Below are 18,499 nucleotides of genomic sequence, written 5' to 3' on the forward strand. Positions count from 1 at the left end.
AGGATAGTCTTGTTTTGAGTTATCAGAGTAAGCAGCCAAATATCATGAAAAACCAGAGATTTTTTCCTTCTTTTGACAACAGCGAACCGCAAAAACCAAAAAAAGCACTCGGAACAATGGCAAAAACAGCCCGAATTAGACGAGGGATAGATGGGATCTGTCTAGGTTTAGTGCTTGAAAAACGTTCCTCAGTTGTCTTAGCCATAGCTGTGGTATCTCTTACGGGAGTCATGGGACATAAATTATATAATCAACCCCAGTTAGCAGTAGGTACTCCAGCACCAGAAACCATAAAAGCACCCTACACCGCCAGCATAGAAGATAAACAAGAAACAGAAGCTCAACGCCAAGCGGCTAGTAGAAGTTCCGTACCTGTGTTAATGATCGATGTGCAAAAGACGGAAAAAATCAATAAAAATTTACAGCAACTTTTGCAGCGAGGAAATCAAATTCGCACCACTGCTGGAGTTTTTCCTTTTTTTGATCCAACAGTTGTGTCAATGAATACTCAATATTACATCCGCTCCTGTTCTGAGACGGAATGGAAAACACTATTTATCACCTTAGAAAATAATAACCAACAGCCCCCCTTGTTTCCATCATCCACGGGTTCGGCGATTTTAGAATACCCAAATCTGTCTAGTCTCCTCAATCATGGTAATCTAGCCCCTGTTGTTTCTCCTTTAGATGAAAAACCTGTAAATATTTCCCAAAACACTGAATTTACTCAAGCTGTAGCAGAACTAAAAGCTTATCGCGCCACCACCTCAAAACAAAACTTAGATTCACTCCTAGTCCAAATTCCCCAAGTACGCCAAGCATACAGCCAAGCAAAAAGTGAACTAGTACGACAAGATTTGACCAGTGGAAAAAAAGTTTATAGCGAGACTGCCCTGCTGAAATTATCAGATAACGAATGGAAGCAAGCACAACAAGGAATTTCCCAGAGTGCCCAGAGAATATTGTCTCAAGGAATTCCCCCAGGATTACCCGCAAATATTTTAGAAAATGCCGTCAAGCTCACCATACCGGAATTAGTGCCAAAAAATGCTGAACCTTTGGCAACTAAATTGTTGCTAGCAGTGCTGCAACCAAATCTTAAGAAAGATGAAGAACAAACAAAACAAAAAATACAACAAGCATCAGATCAAGTATTACCAGTGATGCAGAAGGTACAGCAAGGAGAGTTGATTGTCACTAAGGGAGAGATAATTACTAGATGGCAGTTTGATGTACTTGAACATTATCAATTAATTCGCCGGGAGAATGATTGGCTAGAATTAACAAAATTAGCAGGTATGGTGACAGTGGCAATTGGCATTTTTGTCTTTGTCGGCAGACACATCAAGTACAAATTGCGCCAGCGCGATTACCTGTTAATTCTGCTGCTGACCTTCAGCACGCCAGGAATACTCGCTCTTGGTGTGCCATATACGACTTGGAGCGCTGTTGGTTTATTGTTGGGTAGTTTCTATGCACCTATTTTAGGGGTGACTGTTGTGGGACTGCTGTTGCTCATTTTACCAATGACTTGGGAAATCAGTATAATTTCTCTTTTGGCTGGTGGATCGGCGGGAATATTAGGCAGTAGTATGGCGCAAAGATTGCGATCGCGGGAAGAATTGGCATTATTGGGTGTGGCTATTGCCGTAACTCAGGGTGGTGTATACCTGCTGATTAAGCTGTTCATCGGTGCTGCATTTGGAGGGGGTTGGTATGCCGTACTGCAAGGAGCCGGCTTATTTGCTGTATCTGGTTTAGCCTGGAGTATTGTGGCTTTGGGCTTAAGTCCTTATTTGGAAAAGGTATTTGATTTAGTTACTCCCATTCGATTAGCTGAACTAGCTAATCCTAATCGCCCTTTATTAAAACGACTGGCCACTGAAACCCCCGGTACATTTCAGCATACTTTGTTAGTGGCCACCCTAGCTGAAGCGGCAGCCAAAAAACTGGGATGTAATGTAGAACTAGTCAGGGCGGGAACCTTATATCACGATATTGGTAAAATGCACGACCCCCAGAGTTTTATTGAAAATCAAATGGGGGGTCCGAATAAGCATGAAACAGAGATTAAAGATCCTTGGAAAAGTGCCGCAATTATTAAAAAGCACGTCACCGAGGGATTAGTCATGGCCCAAAGACACCTGTTACCCACAGCCATTCAAGCTTTTATTCCTGAGCATCAAGGAACTATGTTGATTGCCTATTTTTATCACCAAGCACTGCAAATGGCCCAGGAAGATCCCAGCTTAATAGTAGATGAAGCAGATTTTCGTTATGATGGACCCATTCCCCAATCACGGGAAACCGGAATAGTCATGTTAGCAGACTCTTGTGAAGCAGCGCTGCGATCGCTCAAAGATGCCACCCCGGAACAAGCCTTAACTATGCTTAATAACATTCTCCGCGCTAAATGGCAAGACAATCAAATGGTAGATTCAGGATTGACGCGGAAAGAAATGTCACAAATCAGCCAAATCTTTGTGGAAGTTTGGCAACAATTTCACCACAAGCGCATTGCTTATCCTAAGTTAAAGGTAGGTAGTTGAGTGTCTGGTTTTCCCCTGACTCGTCGTTCTTTCGCACACCAGCCAAAATTAAATTAACCGCCTCTTGAGTGTACTGTTCAATCATTTCTGGACTGAGTAGTTGTAAATCTGGTTGAATATGCTTCAGGTTTTCGTAAGCGTGGAAATAGAAATTACAAATTCCCCCAATTTGCAGAGTCACCAGAAACGGATCGATGGGGCGAAAACAACCCTCCCTCATCCCCCGTTCTAAAATTTTAATAGCGTAGCCAAAATTTTCTTGCCAATTCTCCAACTTAAAATATTTGCCTTGATTTTGGTTCGCTTCTTGAAAGCACAGCATCCCTCCTTGTCGGTGGGCTGCTTCGTAGGCGATTAGCTCCCGAATGACTACCCTCAAAGCTGCATCTGCCGGTAAGTGATCCAGATTTAGCTGTTGAAACCCTTGTGAAATTTCCACTACCAGACGTTGCAGAACAGCTTTGTATAATCCTTCCTTTTTTTGGAAGTAGTAGTAAATCATCGCTGTAGTCACTCCCGCACCTTTAGCAATGGCCTCTGTCCGCGCTCCGTTTAGCCCTTTTTTGGCGAACTCTGCTTCTGCTGCATCGAGAATCTGCTTTTTTGTTGTCTCTGCATCCCGCCCATGCCGAGATTTTCTAGAGGAAGGTTTTGACTGTGTTGAACGACTCACGGCTCACCATCATACTAACGAATGATATCTTAGCTAAAAGTCTTGTTAATTTCTAACACACATGAGCCAGTTTTGGTATTTACACTCAGGCATCACCGAACAACTAAGATTGAGTCAATATCAAAAATACCACCTGGAATAATCCCACAATCAACCCCAACACACCACCTAAAGTTACAATTGCCTGTAATTCATTTTTGACAATTCCCTCAATTGCAGCTTCTAAATCAGCAGGTGAAGTTGATTTCACACGGTCAATAATCACTTGGTCTATTGATAATATGGGAATTACCTGGGCAACAATTTTTTCTAAGTCTTTTTCTAAATATTTTTCTAAAATTTTAGCTAACTCTTCACTGACCACTTCTAGGGAAGAACTGACCACGGGTGAACTGCTGAGACGATTAAGTAGTAATGTGGCCAGATTTTCCCAGTCAATAGAATCGGTTAATCCTTGGAGCAGGTCACCACCACTCACCTGGATGTAATGACGCACACTTTCCCGTATAGTCTTTCGCAACTGGCGCACTGTGCCAATGGGCAAGTTTTGTAATGATAAATCTAGGAAAACTTTTTTCAAGCGGGCGCGCATTTCCAAAACCTGAACTAGTTCATTTAAACGCGCATTAGTAGCATCCTTCTCATCTAAGCAAAAAGTTCTCAACCTGGTGAGAGTATTACGTAAGCCAAATAAATTTGCTACTACCCAATAAGTACCACTAGTTTTTTCTCGAAAGTTCTCATCAATAGTTTGAATAGTGCGATCGGTCAAAAAGTCAATAATTATCTGGCGCAGTACATCTGGGGGTATAACTACATCTAACAACCAATCTGCCAGCCTGGTGGATTGTTCTTCACTCAGTTGTAATTCCAATAATACCTGGTCAAAAACTTGATTGATTTGCGCCTCTAAAAAATCTTCTCGCCTAGCCAAGACTTTCAGCAAACGAGGTAATGATTCTCCCAGCAAGTCGCGCAAAATTCCCGCCACAATCTTGGCGCTTTTTTGGTTTTCATCGACTTTGATTTGTTCAAGCGCCAATTGCAATAACCATAATATCGCCGACTCTACACGTTCTGTTTGTAACAAACGCCGCGCTAGATTTTGCAATTCTCCTGGAGTCAGCAATGACCCCATAATTGTATTAGAAATATTCTCAGCCAGACGTTCCTGGTTGCGAGGAATCAATCCAGGAGTAAAGGGTACTTTTCGCCCAACTATGTAAATTGCTCGGTAGGGACGAAACAACATTTTTATGGCTATATCGTTGGTGAAATAGCCAATAATGCCACCCAGTACCGGGGGTAATAAATAAAACCAGAATTGAGACCAATCCAAAGTAAAAATTAACCAAATTAGTTAAAACTTTTATAGCGTTTTTCGCTGCTTAGTGAGGTACATCATTAACAAGCAGGATGCTTGTGCTACAAGACGATCATTTACATTTGTATCTCACCTGTTTCATAAATGCTATATGAGGAATTAGGGATGAGTTTAATGCAAAACTCTTAACTCATAACTCATTTACTGACTACCAGCACTCCCATCATATCGTTGGCAATGGGGTAGTGTGTAACCCATGTAAAACCAACTTGACGGGCTAACCCCACTTGCTCTTCCCCGGTGGGGAAACGGTCTAAGCTGGGACTGATATAAGCATATTCTTTTTTTAGACCCAACTGCTGGGCTAATGGTACTACTATACTACTCAAATACCATTGTTGAAAAGCGCGCATCTGCTGATTTCTGGGACGGTGAAAATCTAAAATTGCCGCTTTTGCGCCGGGTTTGAGAACACGGTGTAATTCAGCTAGACTGCGGGGAATATCCATAACATTTCTTAAACCATAGCCCATAGTAGCGGCATCGAAGTAGTTAGCATCAAAGGGCAAATCGAGTGCATCAGCTTCTAGCCAAGAAATTGCTGGTTGGGGGTAGTGACTTTGGGCGCGTGCTTGAGCCACTGCTAGTAGCTTGGGGGAGAAATCCACACCATAGACCCTTCCCCTGGTTCCCACACGTCTTGCCAAACGAAAGGCTAAATCACCACTTCCACAACATAAATCCAGGCAAGTATTCCCCGGTTGAGCAGCACTCCATTTGACAGTCATTTCCTTCCATATACTGTGTTGTCCCAGACTCAACCAATTGTTCAACTGGTCATAAACTGGGGCAACACGGTCAAAAATATCGCGAATTTCCTGGTTCATCATAAAGGAGATATAAGCCGGTATCGGCAGGACTTTTGATGATCACCTACAGGGCTGCTGCAAAGCAGATAGCCACCAGTTTTGCTGATAAATGAATTAAGTTCAATTCATCTTCTCGCAAAGAGCAAGGTTGATGCCATTGCAGTGACAAAATCCCTAACATATCATTGCGGTAGATAATGGGAATAACTAAATGTCCTTGCACGCCACTCTCTTGGTAGTGAGTTAAATTAGCTAGTTCCGCATCCCTGGCTATATCTAACGCAAATTGCATTTTGCCACTGGTCATGGCTGCTTTTGTCAGTGGATCTTGTTCTAACCAATTTTCTAGATTACCACTACCATAACAACCTTGAGTAGCCACTAGCTGATTATCCTTAACTAGCTGCAAAATACAGTTATCTGCTGTAAAATTCTCACTAAACGCCTGAGCAATTGGTGTTAAGGTTTCCTCTAAGCTATTAGCCCCTTGAGTTACTTGTACTAAAACAGTCAGCAATGACATTTGGGCATGAGCGCGCCGTAATTCTTCCGTGCGTTGCTTGAGTAAGTCATAAGTTGCTGCTGCTTTTTGTACTACTGCCTTCAGTTCTCCAGGGTCCCAGGGCTTGGTAATATATTTGTAAACTTGCCCGGTGTTAATGGCCTCTACCAAATCTTCGATATCAGTAAACCCTGTGAGGATTATCCTGACGGTATCTGGAAACTGAGGCAAAGTTTTGCTCAAAAACTCAGTTCCCTTCATTTCTGGCATCCGTTGGTCTGAAATGATCACCGCTACTTCGCCTTCTTCTGCCAATACTTTGAGAGCATTTACACCACTCTCGGCTTTGAGAACATGAAATTCCCGGCGAAAGGTGCGATATAGCAAATCCAGATTATCTGGTTCATCGTCAACCACCAGGATTTTCGGTTTTTTCCGTGGGTCTGCTCCTGATGGCTGACGGCCAGTTGTCAAGTTTTCAGCAAGGGGAGTATCCATGAGGTAATTACTATTAGCCATTTGTTATATTCCAGAAATGTAGCGCATCATTCCAGACAACTCTTACACAACCATACAACCGAGCTAAACTCTGTTGCTGTTGGTCTGTGGGGTAAAATCTGTACTGATATCTAGCTTTCATGCTTTGTGCTAACATTCTACCACAACATTTGTAGCGCTATTTTAGGGACACCCGCAATTGTACCACAATCACTGCATTTTTGTGATGTGTAATGTGGGTTAACAGCAACAACAATAATGTGTTCAAGGGTTTTATGGTGACTGATTAAAGACCCATTTTAACTATTGAGTAAAATAATTTACAATATTTAAAGGATGAATACTGGGGGTGCGGGAGTGCAGAATACTGCAAACCCAGGAAACTATATTTCTGGTATTTCAAAATTATTGGCTACAACCAAGCGATGTAAATGATTCAAGGGCAATTTGTAATGTTTGACTAAAATCATGCTGTTATCTGGCTGGAATTTCCCACAATGAAAGAAGCCGGAAATATAAGGAAAGTGATTGTAATTAATCTTGCATAATGGGCTGTTCCGAAAATGTAATTACTAACTATGTATCTAAATATTTACATTCATTGCCAAATTTTTGTATTTTGTGAGACAATCTCGGTAGTTAGTGTCTGAATACTGAACCACTATATCAATTCATTGACGGAGAGGAATATGCGTAACACTAGCAGCAATTTTGACCATAATTTCAAGTATGGATTTTATCTTGCCGGAGGAATAGTTTTTTTAATTGTGGCTATGATGATCCGTCCATTTACGGTTGTTAATGCTGGTGAACGGGGCGTAGTTATGCAATTTGGCAAAGTGCAGGATAAGGTTTTAGGCGAGGGTCTACACTTTATTACGCCAATAGTTACATCAGTTAAAACACTCAATGTTCGCGTTCAGAAAAATACTTTTGAATCTGATGCTGCGTCTAAAGACCTGCAAAAAATAACTACAGAACTAGCAGTTAACTGGCATCTAGATCCAGTACAGGTAAATAAAATTTATCAACAAGTTGGCGATGACGAACTAATTATTAATGGTATTATTACCCCAGCAGTCTCAGAAGTTCTCAAAGCAGCCACGGCTAAAAAAACAGCAGAAGAAGTCATTACCAAAAGGACGGAATTAAAACAAGAAATTGATAGTAATCTCAGAAACCGTTTATCTTCTTATGGCATTATTATAGATGATGTTTCTTTAGTGAATTTTGCTTTTTCTCCAGAGTTTAGTAAATCAATAGAGGCTAAACAAATAGCGGAACAGGAAGCTAAACAAGCAGAATTTATTGCTAAAAAAGCAACTCAAGAGGCTCAAGCAGATATCAACCGCGCTAAAGGTCAGGCGGAAGCGCAAAGATTACAACGGCTAACCTTAACACCAGATTTATTACAAAAACAAGCCATAGAAAAATGGGATGGTCGTTTTCCCGCAGTTATGGGTGGTAATGGCACTTTGCCTTTAATTAACATTAACCCTAGTAGTTTATCTAGTAGCAATCAATCACAATAAGATTATATATTGCACTTAGGAGCCTATTGGCAAGTTTGGCAATTTTTTGTAGCTTTGCGTCTTTGGGCTTTTAGGTGAGCATTTTATTACTTATGCCATCATACGCTCAGATAAAATAAGTAATGAGATGGAAGTGGTCTTCTATATCGAAAAGAATACAGAATATTGCCAAGATTTTTAGGAGGTTGAATACCTAATTGACTAGCTATTTTTGGAAGCTCTTCACGGTTAAACTGAAAATTATCTAAACCTGGCTTGTAATATCGATTAAAAATTACTCCAATTATAGAGTTGTATATTCCTTCTTTGCTCTTTATAACTTCTCTTTTAGGACTTATTTCGATGTTAAATTTGATTTTCTGGCTCTCGGCTCTATAATGTGCGGACTCACCTGAAAGTATTTAGCGGCTTGTTTCATATCAAAAGTTAGTAAACTATCATCTCCTAAAGGTTTGATGTTTGTGGGTTTATTGAATTTTATATTTAAAGATTTCATAATTTCCCCAGCTACTGCTTTAGCCAACAAAGGAGGAACAGAATTACCTATTTGTCTAAATCCATGCCATTTTGTCACATGGAATCGAAACCAGTCAGGATAAGAGTGTAAACGGGCTGCTTCACGTACAGTAATACACCTGGGTATGAAAGGATGTATAGGTCTAGGGGAAGTAAAAGCTCCTCGATTACTGGGAGTTCCTGCTCTCAACGTATTACAAATTCCTTGAGGATCAAGTTTATGAAAGCGGCTAATTTTTTCTATCTTACCATGAGGTGTAGCTGTAAATCTAGTCATAGATGCTAAATTATGCTTTGTTCTTAAACTCGATGTCAGGATTCTGGAATCATACTGACGTTGATATGAATAGTCATTATCTGTAGAACTAAGCCCACGCAGTAAGCGACCATAAATACTAGGCTTACCAAAATCTGCAACCACCCAATCACGTTGATATAATTCGTCATATTTTTCTATTTCCGGTAAGTCTTGCAGTGCATCCCAAACGGTGGGAGTTAAGCTCAGTTGTGTAGTTAAGTTGTGTTGATTTTGTGTGTCTGGGTAGTTGGGTAATTCTAAATCATGACGACAACCGACAATAAATAACCTTTCCCGATGTTGTGGTACTCCAAAATGAGCAGAATTTAAAACTTGATATTTTTCTCTGACTTTGTAACCATTGGTGACAAATTCACTAATAATTTTACCAATAAATTCTTGGTGTTTTCCAGCCGTCATTCCTTTAACATTTTCCATCACAAAAAATTTGGGCTGTAGTTCTAATACTAATCTAATATAATGAAATACCAGAGAGTTCCTCGGATCTGCCAAAGAACGTTTACCTATTAATGAAAATCCTTGACATGGTGGACCACCAAACACCACATCAATTTCCCCCTGGCCAATAGATGAATTTTGTCTGATGTCTTTACCGGTTATTTCTTCAACTGGCTGACATAAAACACTCCAAAAGGGAAAATTAAACTTGTGTGTTGCACAGTGGATGGGGTCTAGTTCCACAGATGCAAGTACATCAAAGCCAGCTTGTTCAAAACCGAGGGTCATTCCACCAGCACCGGCGAATAAATCCACTGCTATGGGTCTGTTGTGATGATGGTTCTCTAGATTAGCCATGAGACCTCTGGCCTGGGAATTAAACTTTTAAACTTTATTCTCAACTGTCCCCAGCAACATTTGCAAAATTTCTTCAGCCACGCGATCGCACACACCCACATCTCCCAAAAGTTGCCGCATTACAGTATAATCTGCTAGAGTTTCCTGGCGACGTTGAGGATTAAGCAATAATTCTAAAGATGCTTGGACAATATTCTCGGTTGTGGCTTGTTCTTGTAATAATTCTGGTACAATCTGCCTCATCACCATTAAATTAACTGGTGAAGCAAAAGGTATGGAACCTTTGAGAATTCTCCGAGCAATCCAAACAGTAACCGGGTTAAGGCGATAAACCACAACCTGGGGTACATTTAACAAAGCCAGTTCCAAATTTACCGTACCAGATTTAGTGATAGCAAAATCAGCAGCTGCAAACACCTCTTTTTGTTGACCAGATACAACAGTGGCCTGTAGGTTATAACTGGCAATTGCATCTAAAATCTTTTGTCTGTAAGCTTCTAGAGATAGGGGAATCCAAAAATGCACTTCTGGTAATTGAGCTTGAATAATTTGAGCAGCTGCAAAAATCACTGGTAAAAGATACTTTAACTCTTGACGACGAGAAGCAGGGAGCAGAGCGATCGCCTTTTGTTCTGGTAAAATTTGCAATTTAGCCCGGGCTTCAGCGCGACTAGGTGCATTTTGCATCCGGTCAACCAAGGGATGACCCACCCAGCTAACATCTGCCCCATGCTGGCGAAAATAACGAGCTTCTTCCGGGAAAATAGCTAAAAGCTTATCAGTAAAATCCACAATCCTCGATGTATTACGCATACTGATTGACCAGACCCACTCTTGGGGAGCGATGTAATAAACCACAGGTACTTGTGGTAAGTGCTTTTTCATATAAGTACCAATGCCTAAATTTGGTCCCATATAATCAATCAGCACCACCAAATCAGGGGGATTTTTTTGCAAAAAAGCGATCGCCCGGCGTTGCACTTGCAGAGTAGGGAGAATGTAGGGTATAGATTCTATCAGCCCCATAGAGCCAATACCACTAGTTTTACCCAAAATAGTAGCTCCAGCAGCCGCCATTTTTTCCCCACCCAGCGCCACAATTTCTAATTGCAAACCCGCAGCCGCAGCCCGCTGGTTAATTGCCTTAATCACCAATGAGCCTTGTAAATCCCCAGATACCTCACCCGTGCTGATAAATATCCGCATTTCCTCATTCGTAAAAATTGAATTTAAAAACCCAGAAAATTTTAACCACCATTGTAGTGCGGGCATCTTACCCGCTACATAATTACATATGTGAAATTGTCTATATACTTAACATTCCACCCAAAAGTTAAGTTTAACACTCATCACCCGTGCTGGCTTTTCCTTTTCCTGGAATTAAGCCACGTCTACCCGGCATTTGAGAAAGGATCAGAAAACGGCGCAGGTATTGCAAGTGTTCAGTATCTCCCAGATTTTCCAGTTCTTGCATAGCCTCCTGAAAGGTAAAACCAGACCGATAGAGAATCCGGAAAGCCTTTTTGAGAACTTGCAAGTCGCTTGGACTCATTCCAGAACGTTTGAGTCCCACTAGGTTAAGAGTTCTGACCCGGGCTGGATTTCCTTCTACTAACATATAAGGAGGGACATCCCGGTCAATACGTGCCATTCCCCCGACCATTGCGTGCTGACCAATGCGTACAAATTGATGTACTCCCAACACTCCGCCTAACCTAGCCCGTGACTCGATATGCACATGACCCGCCAAAGCGACTGAGTTAGGAATAATTACATGGTCTTCAATCACGCAGTTATGAGCCACGTGTACATAAGCCATCAATAAATTATTGTTACCAATCACGGTAGCTTTACCAGCACCAGTAGCCCGGTTGATAGTGACATACTCACGAATTAAGTTATTATCACCAATTTTCACCCAGGATGGTTCTCCCACAAACTTGAGATCCTGGGGTTCCATACCTACGGCGGCCCCAGGGAAAATTTGATTTCGCGCCCCAATTTCACAAGGACCTTCTAGCACCACGTGAGCGCCAATAATTGTTTCTATGCCGACTTTGACATTAGCTCCAATTACAGCATAAGCACCCACTTGTACTGTGGGGTGGAGTTCCGATTGTGGATGAATTACAGCAGTTGGATGAATAAGCGTCTTCAAGGGTAAATCTCCAGAACTTTGTTTAAGTACTGAGTATGTAAATATTCAGTTGCCGAAGGTTTCGAGCAAAGCAATTTATGTGTGAGGGCGAATAAAATTGAGATTTCTGTGGGTATAAGTTAAGAGTAAATCACGGCTTTACCCAACAGCACCACAGCAAATAGTTAGTTAATCAGAGAAAACATCAATTCGCCTTCAGCTGCCAGTTGACTCTCAACCTCAGCCCGGGCTTGTACTTTAACAAAACGACGTTGTTTAATCCGCAACAGTTCCACAGTTATAACTAGCTGATCTCCTGGTACAACTTGGCGACGGAAGCGCACTTTATCAATACCAGCAAAAACAAAAAGTCCATTTTCAAACCCTGGTTGTTGTTTAATCACAATACCCCCCACCTGTGCCATAGCTTCAACAATTAGCACTCCTGGCATCAGTGGCTGTTCTGGGAAATGTCCTTGAAACTGGGGTTCATTTACCGTGATATTTTTAATTCCTACAGCCAGTTTTCCTGGTACATAGTCAATTATTTTATCTACAAGTAAAAATGGGTAACGGTGAGGGAGTAATTTCAGAATTTCCGCGGCAGAAAATGTAGTTTTAACTTCATTAGTCTGTTCTGGCGTAGGTGCATTGACATTAATATCGGTACTATTCACTTCACTGACGATCGCCATTAGCTGTATATTGTTCTAAAAGTTTCCTAGCCAGTTTAATGTGTAAATTATGGCTGGCTTTATATGCTAAGAAATGAGCTTGGGGAAAAGTCCCCAATAAACTCAAATCTCCCACTAAGTCTAATATTTTATGACGAACTGGTTCATTTTCAAATCTTAGTGGTGGATTTAGCCAACCTTCAGACCCACAAACCAGGGCATTATCTAAGCTACCACCTTTAATTAACCCTGTTTTTTGTAAGTGTTCAATTTGATGTAATAACCCAAAAGTACGAGCAGGAGCGATTTCTTCAGCAAAGTTGCCGGATAATGACCAACTATGCCATTGGTTACCGATGGCTGACAGTGCAAAATCAATCTCGTAACTAAAACGGGTTGTTGAGGAGGGAACGGCGCAAACAAAAGCATCATTGTCATAGATCGAGATTGGCTCTTTGACTACTAAAGCAACTGGCTTGCTGATTGGTTGTGATACTAAGCCAACTTCAGCAATGCTATCTGTCCACACCTTTGCTGAACCATCTAATAGTGGTATTTCTGAGCCATCAATTTCAATGCGGGCATTATCGACACCCATACCCGCAAGGGCTGCCAGTAAATGCTCAACTGTGCGAATAAACACTTCACCATTGCCCAATTGAGTGGACAGAACAGTTTGATTAACTGCGGCAAGTTGGGCGGGAATGATTGGTAAATCTGGCAAATCCACCCGCACAAAGTAACGCCCACTACCGACATCAGTAGGTAATATTCGTACATTGGTAATTACACCACTATGTAGTCCCACTCCCGCTTGGGTAATTTCTGCTGCTATAGTGTGTTGTTCCATAGGGGAAAAATTATCTTTTCACAAGAGTATATTTTTAGTTTTGTATGACCACTTAAAACCTTTCACCAATGCCGAAATTGATGCGACTATCGCCGTTGTCGTTAATGCCGTAGTCAATACGAATGGGTCCCAAAGGGGATTGTACACGTATACCCAGCCCATAGCCATAGCCACTACCGTTTTTGTTCAGCACTTCCGCAGCCGTGGTTGTGGTTCCTAGGTCACTACCCACATCAAAGAACAGTGCCCCACTGACTACCGAGAAAACCGGGAAACGATACTCAACAGATGCTTGTAGGTAACTGCGTCCAGTGGTTAAAGCCCCTTCTTCGTAACCCCGAACAGAGTTGCTACCCCCAAGGGTAAAGGCTTCATAAGGAGGTAAGTCCCCAAGAACTGTACCACCTTGGATATTTAAGGCTAGAGTCTGCGACCCTGGGGCGAAGTTAGTCAACTTCACGGGTAAGTATTGGCTGTAGCTACCGCGCAACCTAGTCAAGAAAACATTACCAAGTCCTAATGGTAAAGATTGATCCACGCCCAACCGCAAGAAAGAACCACGGGTTGGCTGCAAGGGGTTGTTACGGAGGTCGCGCTGCAACCCCAGTTGTAATAGCATTAAGTCATCCTCGCCTTCCTCTGATAAACTTAGTTTCACCGGTGGTCCTGCTATTCCATTTTGGAATACAGCCCCTTGTGGTCTGACATTACCATCAGCATCACGGGTGGAAACTCTTTGATACTGTAGTCCTGCTGAAGCAGTCCATTCTGATCTTTTATAGGGGTTGGCAGACAATGGGCGGGTAAAACTCACACCACCACCAAGGCGGAGAACACGGGGGCGATCGCCATCGGTTGCCCCTGGTTTAAATGTCCTAATATCATTATCTTCCCCATCAAATATCAATGAAATGGAACTGCGACGCAGTAAATTCGCTGTATAAGAAGTTCTGTATAGATCACCTGCAATCCAGGGATCTGTAAACCGCAGATCAAACAGCAGTTCCCGTTGTCCTAGCTGTATTTCTGCCCCCAGGTTTTGGTTTCTTCCCCCTAGATTTTGCTGCTGATAACTCACAGTGCCGAATAATCCACTGGCAGAGCTAAACCCAGCCCCGGCAGCAATAGAACCCGTGCTACGTTCGGTGACATTTACCACCACATCCACCTTAGTGGGATCTGTACCAGGGTCAAGGGCTACATTAACATCTTCAAATATTCCTAGTCCAAATACCCTCTGTAAGTCTCTTTGTACTATCTCGCGGTTAAATATATCCCCAGGGCTTAATTCTAATTCCCGCTTAATGATGTATTCCTGTGTCCGCCCTTTTATTGGTTCTCCTGTCTCGTCTGTTTCCCGACCTTCGCGATCGCGGAACCTCACCTTAATATTTTCTACCACCCCTTCGGACACTTGCAGGGTAACAACCCCAGTTTCCGAAATTTGCGGCGAGCCAATCACATTTGCTAGTACATAACCTTTTTGTTGATATTTTTCAATTAACTGCTTGATACTCCCTTGCAATTCCCGCAGGTTGAGTATTTGACCATATTGCTCACCAAACACTTCATCCACAGCACCGGGAGGAAGTACAGAGGGAATATCGCTTCCCGGATTAGCTTGCACTTCTACTTTAGTGAGTACGGGGTTAGGTTGGACAACAAAGTTCACCCGCACCCCCAAGGGTGTATCTTCTGGCACTGCCTGAACATTAGCAAAAAAGCCAGTAGCAAAGATAGCACTAATATCTGCTTGCAGTTGAGAGCGGGTTGTTGTCCGACCTGGTTGAGTGCGAATGACTCTGTAAACCTGGTTTTCCAGTTCCGGTGTTAGTTGTCCTTTTTCTGGTTTTACAACTACTTCTGATACCAGTACCCGACGTTCTTGAGCATCTGGTGTGGGGGTGGGGGGGCTGGAATTTTCCTGACTGACAATAGTTTCAGGTGTTGGTGACGGGGGTGTTTGTGCTACCGCGTTCGGACTTTGAGTCAGTAAATTGGCAAGTTTAATGTTTTTATTTTCTGCCTGCTGATTAATCTCAGGTGTGACAACTTCTGCTGTTTGTTCTGAAATATTAACTGTTTGAGCATTTGCACTGAGCGATCCGCCCACTGGCGCTGCAATTGCTACAGCCGCTACCCATACGGGAGTTAAACGCATTTTATTTAAATTCCTCTTCACATCCACACACCATTCTGACAATGATACTCCTATGGCTATTTACTTTCATAGTCACAAAGCATCAGTCACAATCAATTGAGTTGAGACCAATTTAAGTTTTACCATTAACTGCTTGTAGCACTCGTTGTAAAACTTCCTGGTAAGCATTTTCTACATTCCCCAGATCCCGGCGGAAACGGTCTTTATCCATTACCCGTCGGTCAGGATCTGCTTCTGCTGTATCCCACAACCGACAAGTATCCGGGCTGATTTCATCTGCCAAGATGATCTGCTGTTGCGAGTCCAAGCCAAACTCTAGTTTGAAGTCTACCAGGGTAATGCCGCATTGTTGCCAAAAGCCACGCAGAAACTCATTGACTTGTAATGCCAGATGATTAATTGTATCTACTTGTTCCGGTGTTGCTAGTTCTAACAGAAATAAGCGATCGCGTGTTAACAATGGGTCTCCCAATTGGTCATTTTTGTAATAAAGTTCCACTAAAGGTTGTTTCAGCACAGTACCCAGGGGTAAGCCTGTTTGCTGACACAAACTACCAGCAGCAATATTTCTCACCACTACTTCCACTGGCACAATCTTGACAGCCTTGATTCGCATTTGATGGGGCTGGGGAGTATCAATATAGTGTGTTTTGATACCGATTTTTTCTAACTGCTGAAATAAATGGCTAGAAATGCTACAGTTAATTTTACCTTTGTTGATAATACTGCCCCGTTTCTGGGCATTAAAAGCAGTGGCATCGTCTTTAAAATCAGCTAATAAGACTTGTGGGTTGTCCGTTCTATAGATAATTTTAGCTTTGCCTTCGTAAACTTGGGAATAAACAGACATAATATGAGCTAAGTTTTGAGGCGGTGGACAGTTTTCGCCCTTTCAGGCTTAACTATTTTATCTTTAGTTGTTCGATATCCGCTATTGGGGCGGTGAGTTGGCTATGGTTTGTTGGCTGATATCAAGTATCTATGCCCTCAAAGGATGAGGGCACGGAGGGGTTAGGGAGCAATGATTTCACAAAATCCCGTTGCTCCCCAGTTAGGTTAGCTAAATTTTCTGAGTTGCCATTTGTTCAGAGGAAACCCAGCCACAATGGAAACCAAAGGGTACACGTTGAGGGAGCATAATCCGGTCCACAGGTTCGGATGTGATGCTTTGGGCATTTAAAACCGCTAGTTCTGATTTATTAGTAAATGTATCGTGAATATAAGTCAGAACCCAACCATCATCCTCAACGGTCGCCCCTGGACGGGGAACAAATACCGCTTCACCGCCAAAACGACCCCGTCCCAAGAAATAGCTTTCACTCGTGCCTGTTTTTAAGTCATATTTTTTCACGCCATCAAGCAGAGGTTTGGGACTGGCGTAAAGTGCGCCCTGTCCAGCGTAGATGTAACGCATTTTGCGCCCAACCAACTGATCATTAATTCGCGGAAATTCTGTAACTTGATCGTCAAGCAACTCTTCGGTGATAGCTCCTGTTTTGAGATGAATGCGCCAACGACACATTTTGGCGATTTCATTTTCAGAACTGTTACCTTTGTCACTATCGTCGGGAATTAAGAGATTAGTTGAAGGCATCCGCAAGCCCAGGAGAACTATCTCTTCTCCTTCTTCGTAGGCATTGACCGTATGATAAACCATGCAAGTTGGCACTTCAAACCAGCGTAGAGTGTTGTTATCTCCATGGCGTAGCATAATGCCAATACGACTTTTACGTGTGCGGTCAAAAGCTAGGGGAATTCCACCTTTGATCATTTGTCCTGGCTTGAAGGTTAGGGGCATATCTAAGAAAATTGAGTAATTTTCCGTGATTGCAAAATCATGCATCATTACAGGAGCAGGTAAATCAATTGGGACAATGCGGGTAATTTCCCCTGCTGCTGTGACTACGCCATAGGATAGGTAAGGTGGAGCAATGGGAGAAAAGCCGAAAAACATCATTTCTCCGGTGACAGCATCTATTTTGGGATGAGCCGTAAAAGCACAGGTGAGTTGATTGTTAAAGGTGTGAGCTCCAACGGTTTCTAAGTCGGGGACCCGAATATGATGGGGTACTCCTGCTTCACACAAGACTAAAAGTTTCCCAGCGTGCCAAATCACAGATGTGTTGGCAGGATTTTTAATCATGATGTCGTAAGGAGAGTCAAATCGAGGTAGGTTGAGTAAACCCGGCCAAATTGCTTTGCCCTGTTGTTTTTCAACTTTTAGGGTTTCGGTCTCAACGTAGCGGTTAAGGTAGCTCGCTTTACCATTTTTGATGTTGACCCCATGTAACATACCATCACCATCAAACCAGTGATATAGTCCAATGGGCGGGAAAAGGGGATTAGGGGAAATGCGTAAAAACATCCCCGATAATTCTTGGGGAAGTTGACCAATTACGGGTAAATCATCGGCGGTAATTTCTTCTTTGACAGGGGCAAAGTTGTCTTGTAAAAACAATCTGCTTAAGGTTTTTTGAATTTCTTTGATTTCTGGAGGTTCAATGTTATCAATCAGCTGGCTTATGACACGGTAGGGTGTATCTGAGTAAGTACCTTTTTTTTGCACTCCGTCGCTACTTGGGGTTTTCACTGTGGTCAATTTGGCGATGAATTGCGGATCGAGGAAAGTGCTTGCTAGTCTTTGTTTGAGAGTGAGTTGGCGAGCTTCTCTTTTGGGTATACTGGTTAAAATTTCTGTTTCGACACCTTCTACTACTGAATCAAGGGTAATTAGTGTTTCCAGTGATTTACATAGTTCCTCATAATCTTCATCACTGGGATTTGTCCCCAAATATGCTTGTAAGTCATCGTACGCTTCCTGAGAGTGGACTGGTTCACCTGCTAATAAAGGTTTGATGTCTGGATCCTCTGCTAGTCCTTTTTGATTGGCTACTTGCTGCAAATACAGTTTTTCTCCTGGTTCTAGCACTCCATCTAACCAAGCAACACCATAGAGAACTTTTAACAATTGTTTATCATCTTTGATTTGAGCAACAAAAGCTGATTTGGGAATCCCTATATCAAAGTTTTCATGACGCTTGGCTCGATGACGGATGTTTTTCTGTCCGTTATATAAGGTATTGATGCGATCGCCTGTTTT

The 18,499-nt window shown here is 42.3% G+C and carries 16 protein-coding genes; 2 read left to right on the plus strand and 14 right to left on the minus strand.

The window, feature by feature from the left end:
* The first annotated feature begins 116 nt into the window (after window positions 1–116).
* Window positions 117–2,549, plus strand: coding sequence for an HDIG domain-containing metalloprotein (locus tag NWP17_RS11475; protein WP_280655042.1), 2,433 nt, complete (start codon window positions 117–119; stop codon window positions 2,547–2,549).
* Here NWP17_RS11475 and NWP17_RS11480 read toward each other — a convergent pair.
* The 6 genes from NWP17_RS11480 to NWP17_RS17610 form a co-directional block, all read right to left on the minus strand.
* Entirely contained in the window at window positions 2,527–3,222 is a 696-nt protein-coding gene (locus tag NWP17_RS11480) for a TetR/AcrR family transcriptional regulator (protein WP_280655043.1), read from the minus strand. The genes NWP17_RS11475 and NWP17_RS11480 overlap by 23 nt on opposite strands.
* A 103-nt stretch (window positions 3,223–3,325) precedes the next feature.
* The gene (locus NWP17_RS11485) at window positions 3,326–4,561 is read right to left on the minus strand and encodes a DUF445 domain-containing protein (protein WP_280655044.1); all 1,236 of its coding nucleotides are present in this window, start codon (window positions 4,559–4,561) and stop codon (window positions 3,326–3,328) included.
* Window positions 4,562–4,743: 182 nt separating this feature from the next.
* The gene (gene ubiE, locus NWP17_RS11490) at window positions 4,744–5,433 is read right to left on the minus strand and encodes a bifunctional demethylmenaquinone methyltransferase/2-methoxy-6-polyprenyl-1,4-benzoquinol methylase UbiE (RefSeq protein ID WP_280655084.1); all 690 of its coding nucleotides are present in this window, start codon (window positions 5,431–5,433) and stop codon (window positions 4,744–4,746) included.
* A 46-nt stretch (window positions 5,434–5,479) separates the two neighbouring features.
* Entirely contained in the window at window positions 5,480–6,415 is a 936-nt protein-coding gene (locus NWP17_RS11495) for a response regulator (protein ID WP_425332660.1), read from the minus strand.
* Between the two features lie 13 nt (window positions 6,416–6,428).
* The gene (locus tag NWP17_RS11500) at window positions 6,429–6,572 is read right to left on the minus strand and encodes a helix-turn-helix domain-containing protein (protein WP_342394006.1); all 144 of its coding nucleotides are present in this window, start codon (window positions 6,570–6,572) and stop codon (window positions 6,429–6,431) included.
* Window position 6,573: 1 nt separating this feature from the next.
* A complete protein-coding gene (locus NWP17_RS17610) occupies window positions 6,574–6,702 on the minus strand; it encodes a zinc ribbon domain-containing protein (protein WP_425332661.1) in 129 nt (42 codons plus the stop codon).
* A 402-nt stretch (window positions 6,703–7,104) separates the two neighbouring features.
* Here NWP17_RS17610 and NWP17_RS11505 point away from each other — a divergent pair, with 402 nt between their 5' ends.
* Complete coding sequence (locus NWP17_RS11505; RefSeq protein WP_280655047.1) at window positions 7,105–7,947, plus strand: prohibitin family protein; 843 nt, start codon at window positions 7,105–7,107, stop codon at window positions 7,945–7,947.
* A gap of 334 nt (window positions 7,948–8,281) precedes the next feature.
* Here the strand turns inward: NWP17_RS11505 and NWP17_RS11510 are convergent, their stop codons facing one another.
* The 8 genes from NWP17_RS11510 to NWP17_RS11545 form a co-directional block, all read right to left on the minus strand.
* Complete coding sequence (locus NWP17_RS11510; RefSeq protein WP_280655048.1) at window positions 8,282–9,577, minus strand: DNA cytosine methyltransferase; 1,296 nt, start codon at window positions 9,575–9,577, stop codon at window positions 8,282–8,284.
* Window positions 9,578–9,604: 27 nt separating this feature from the next.
* The gene (lpxB, locus tag NWP17_RS11515) at window positions 9,605–10,783 is read right to left on the minus strand and encodes a lipid-A-disaccharide synthase (RefSeq protein ID WP_280655085.1); all 1,179 of its coding nucleotides are present in this window, start codon (window positions 10,781–10,783) and stop codon (window positions 9,605–9,607) included.
* A 133-nt stretch (window positions 10,784–10,916) separates the two neighbouring features.
* Window positions 10,917–11,735, minus strand: coding sequence for an acyl-ACP--UDP-N-acetylglucosamine O-acyltransferase (lpxA, locus tag NWP17_RS11520; protein WP_280655049.1), 819 nt, complete (start codon window positions 11,733–11,735; stop codon window positions 10,917–10,919).
* A 164-nt stretch (window positions 11,736–11,899) separates the two neighbouring features.
* Window positions 11,900–12,409 (minus strand): 3-hydroxyacyl-ACP dehydratase FabZ, encoded by a 510-nt coding sequence (gene fabZ / locus NWP17_RS11525; protein ID WP_280655050.1) that lies wholly within the window; start codon window positions 12,407–12,409, stop codon window positions 11,900–11,902.
* A complete protein-coding gene (lpxC, locus tag NWP17_RS11530; protein ID WP_280655051.1) occupies window positions 12,393–13,238 on the minus strand; it encodes a UDP-3-O-acyl-N-acetylglucosamine deacetylase in 846 nt (281 codons plus the stop codon). The genes fabZ and lpxC overlap by 17 nt, the downstream gene beginning before the upstream one ends.
* 52 nt (window positions 13,239–13,290) lie before the next feature.
* Entirely contained in the window at window positions 13,291–15,399 is a 2,109-nt protein-coding gene (locus NWP17_RS11535) for a BamA/TamA family outer membrane protein (protein ID WP_280655052.1), read from the minus strand.
* Between the two features lie 112 nt (window positions 15,400–15,511).
* Window positions 15,512–16,249 carry a phosphoribosylaminoimidazolesuccinocarboxamide synthase gene (gene purC, locus NWP17_RS11540; protein ID WP_280655053.1) on the minus strand — a complete coding sequence of 246 codons (738 nt, stop codon included), beginning with the start codon at window positions 16,247–16,249 and terminating at the stop codon, window positions 15,512–15,514.
* 210 nt (window positions 16,250–16,459) lie between these two features.
* On the minus strand, window positions 16,460–18,367 hold the full coding sequence (locus tag NWP17_RS11545; protein ID WP_342394007.1) for a carotenoid oxygenase family protein: 1,908 nt from the start codon (window positions 18,365–18,367) through the stop codon (window positions 16,460–16,462).
* Between the last annotated feature and the right edge of the window lie 132 nt (window positions 18,368–18,499).

It is taken from the genome of Chrysosporum bergii ANA360D, from assembly GCF_029891735.1.
GTDB classification, from domain to species: Bacteria; Cyanobacteriota; Cyanobacteriia; order Cyanobacteriales; family Nostocaceae; genus Umezakia; species Umezakia bergii.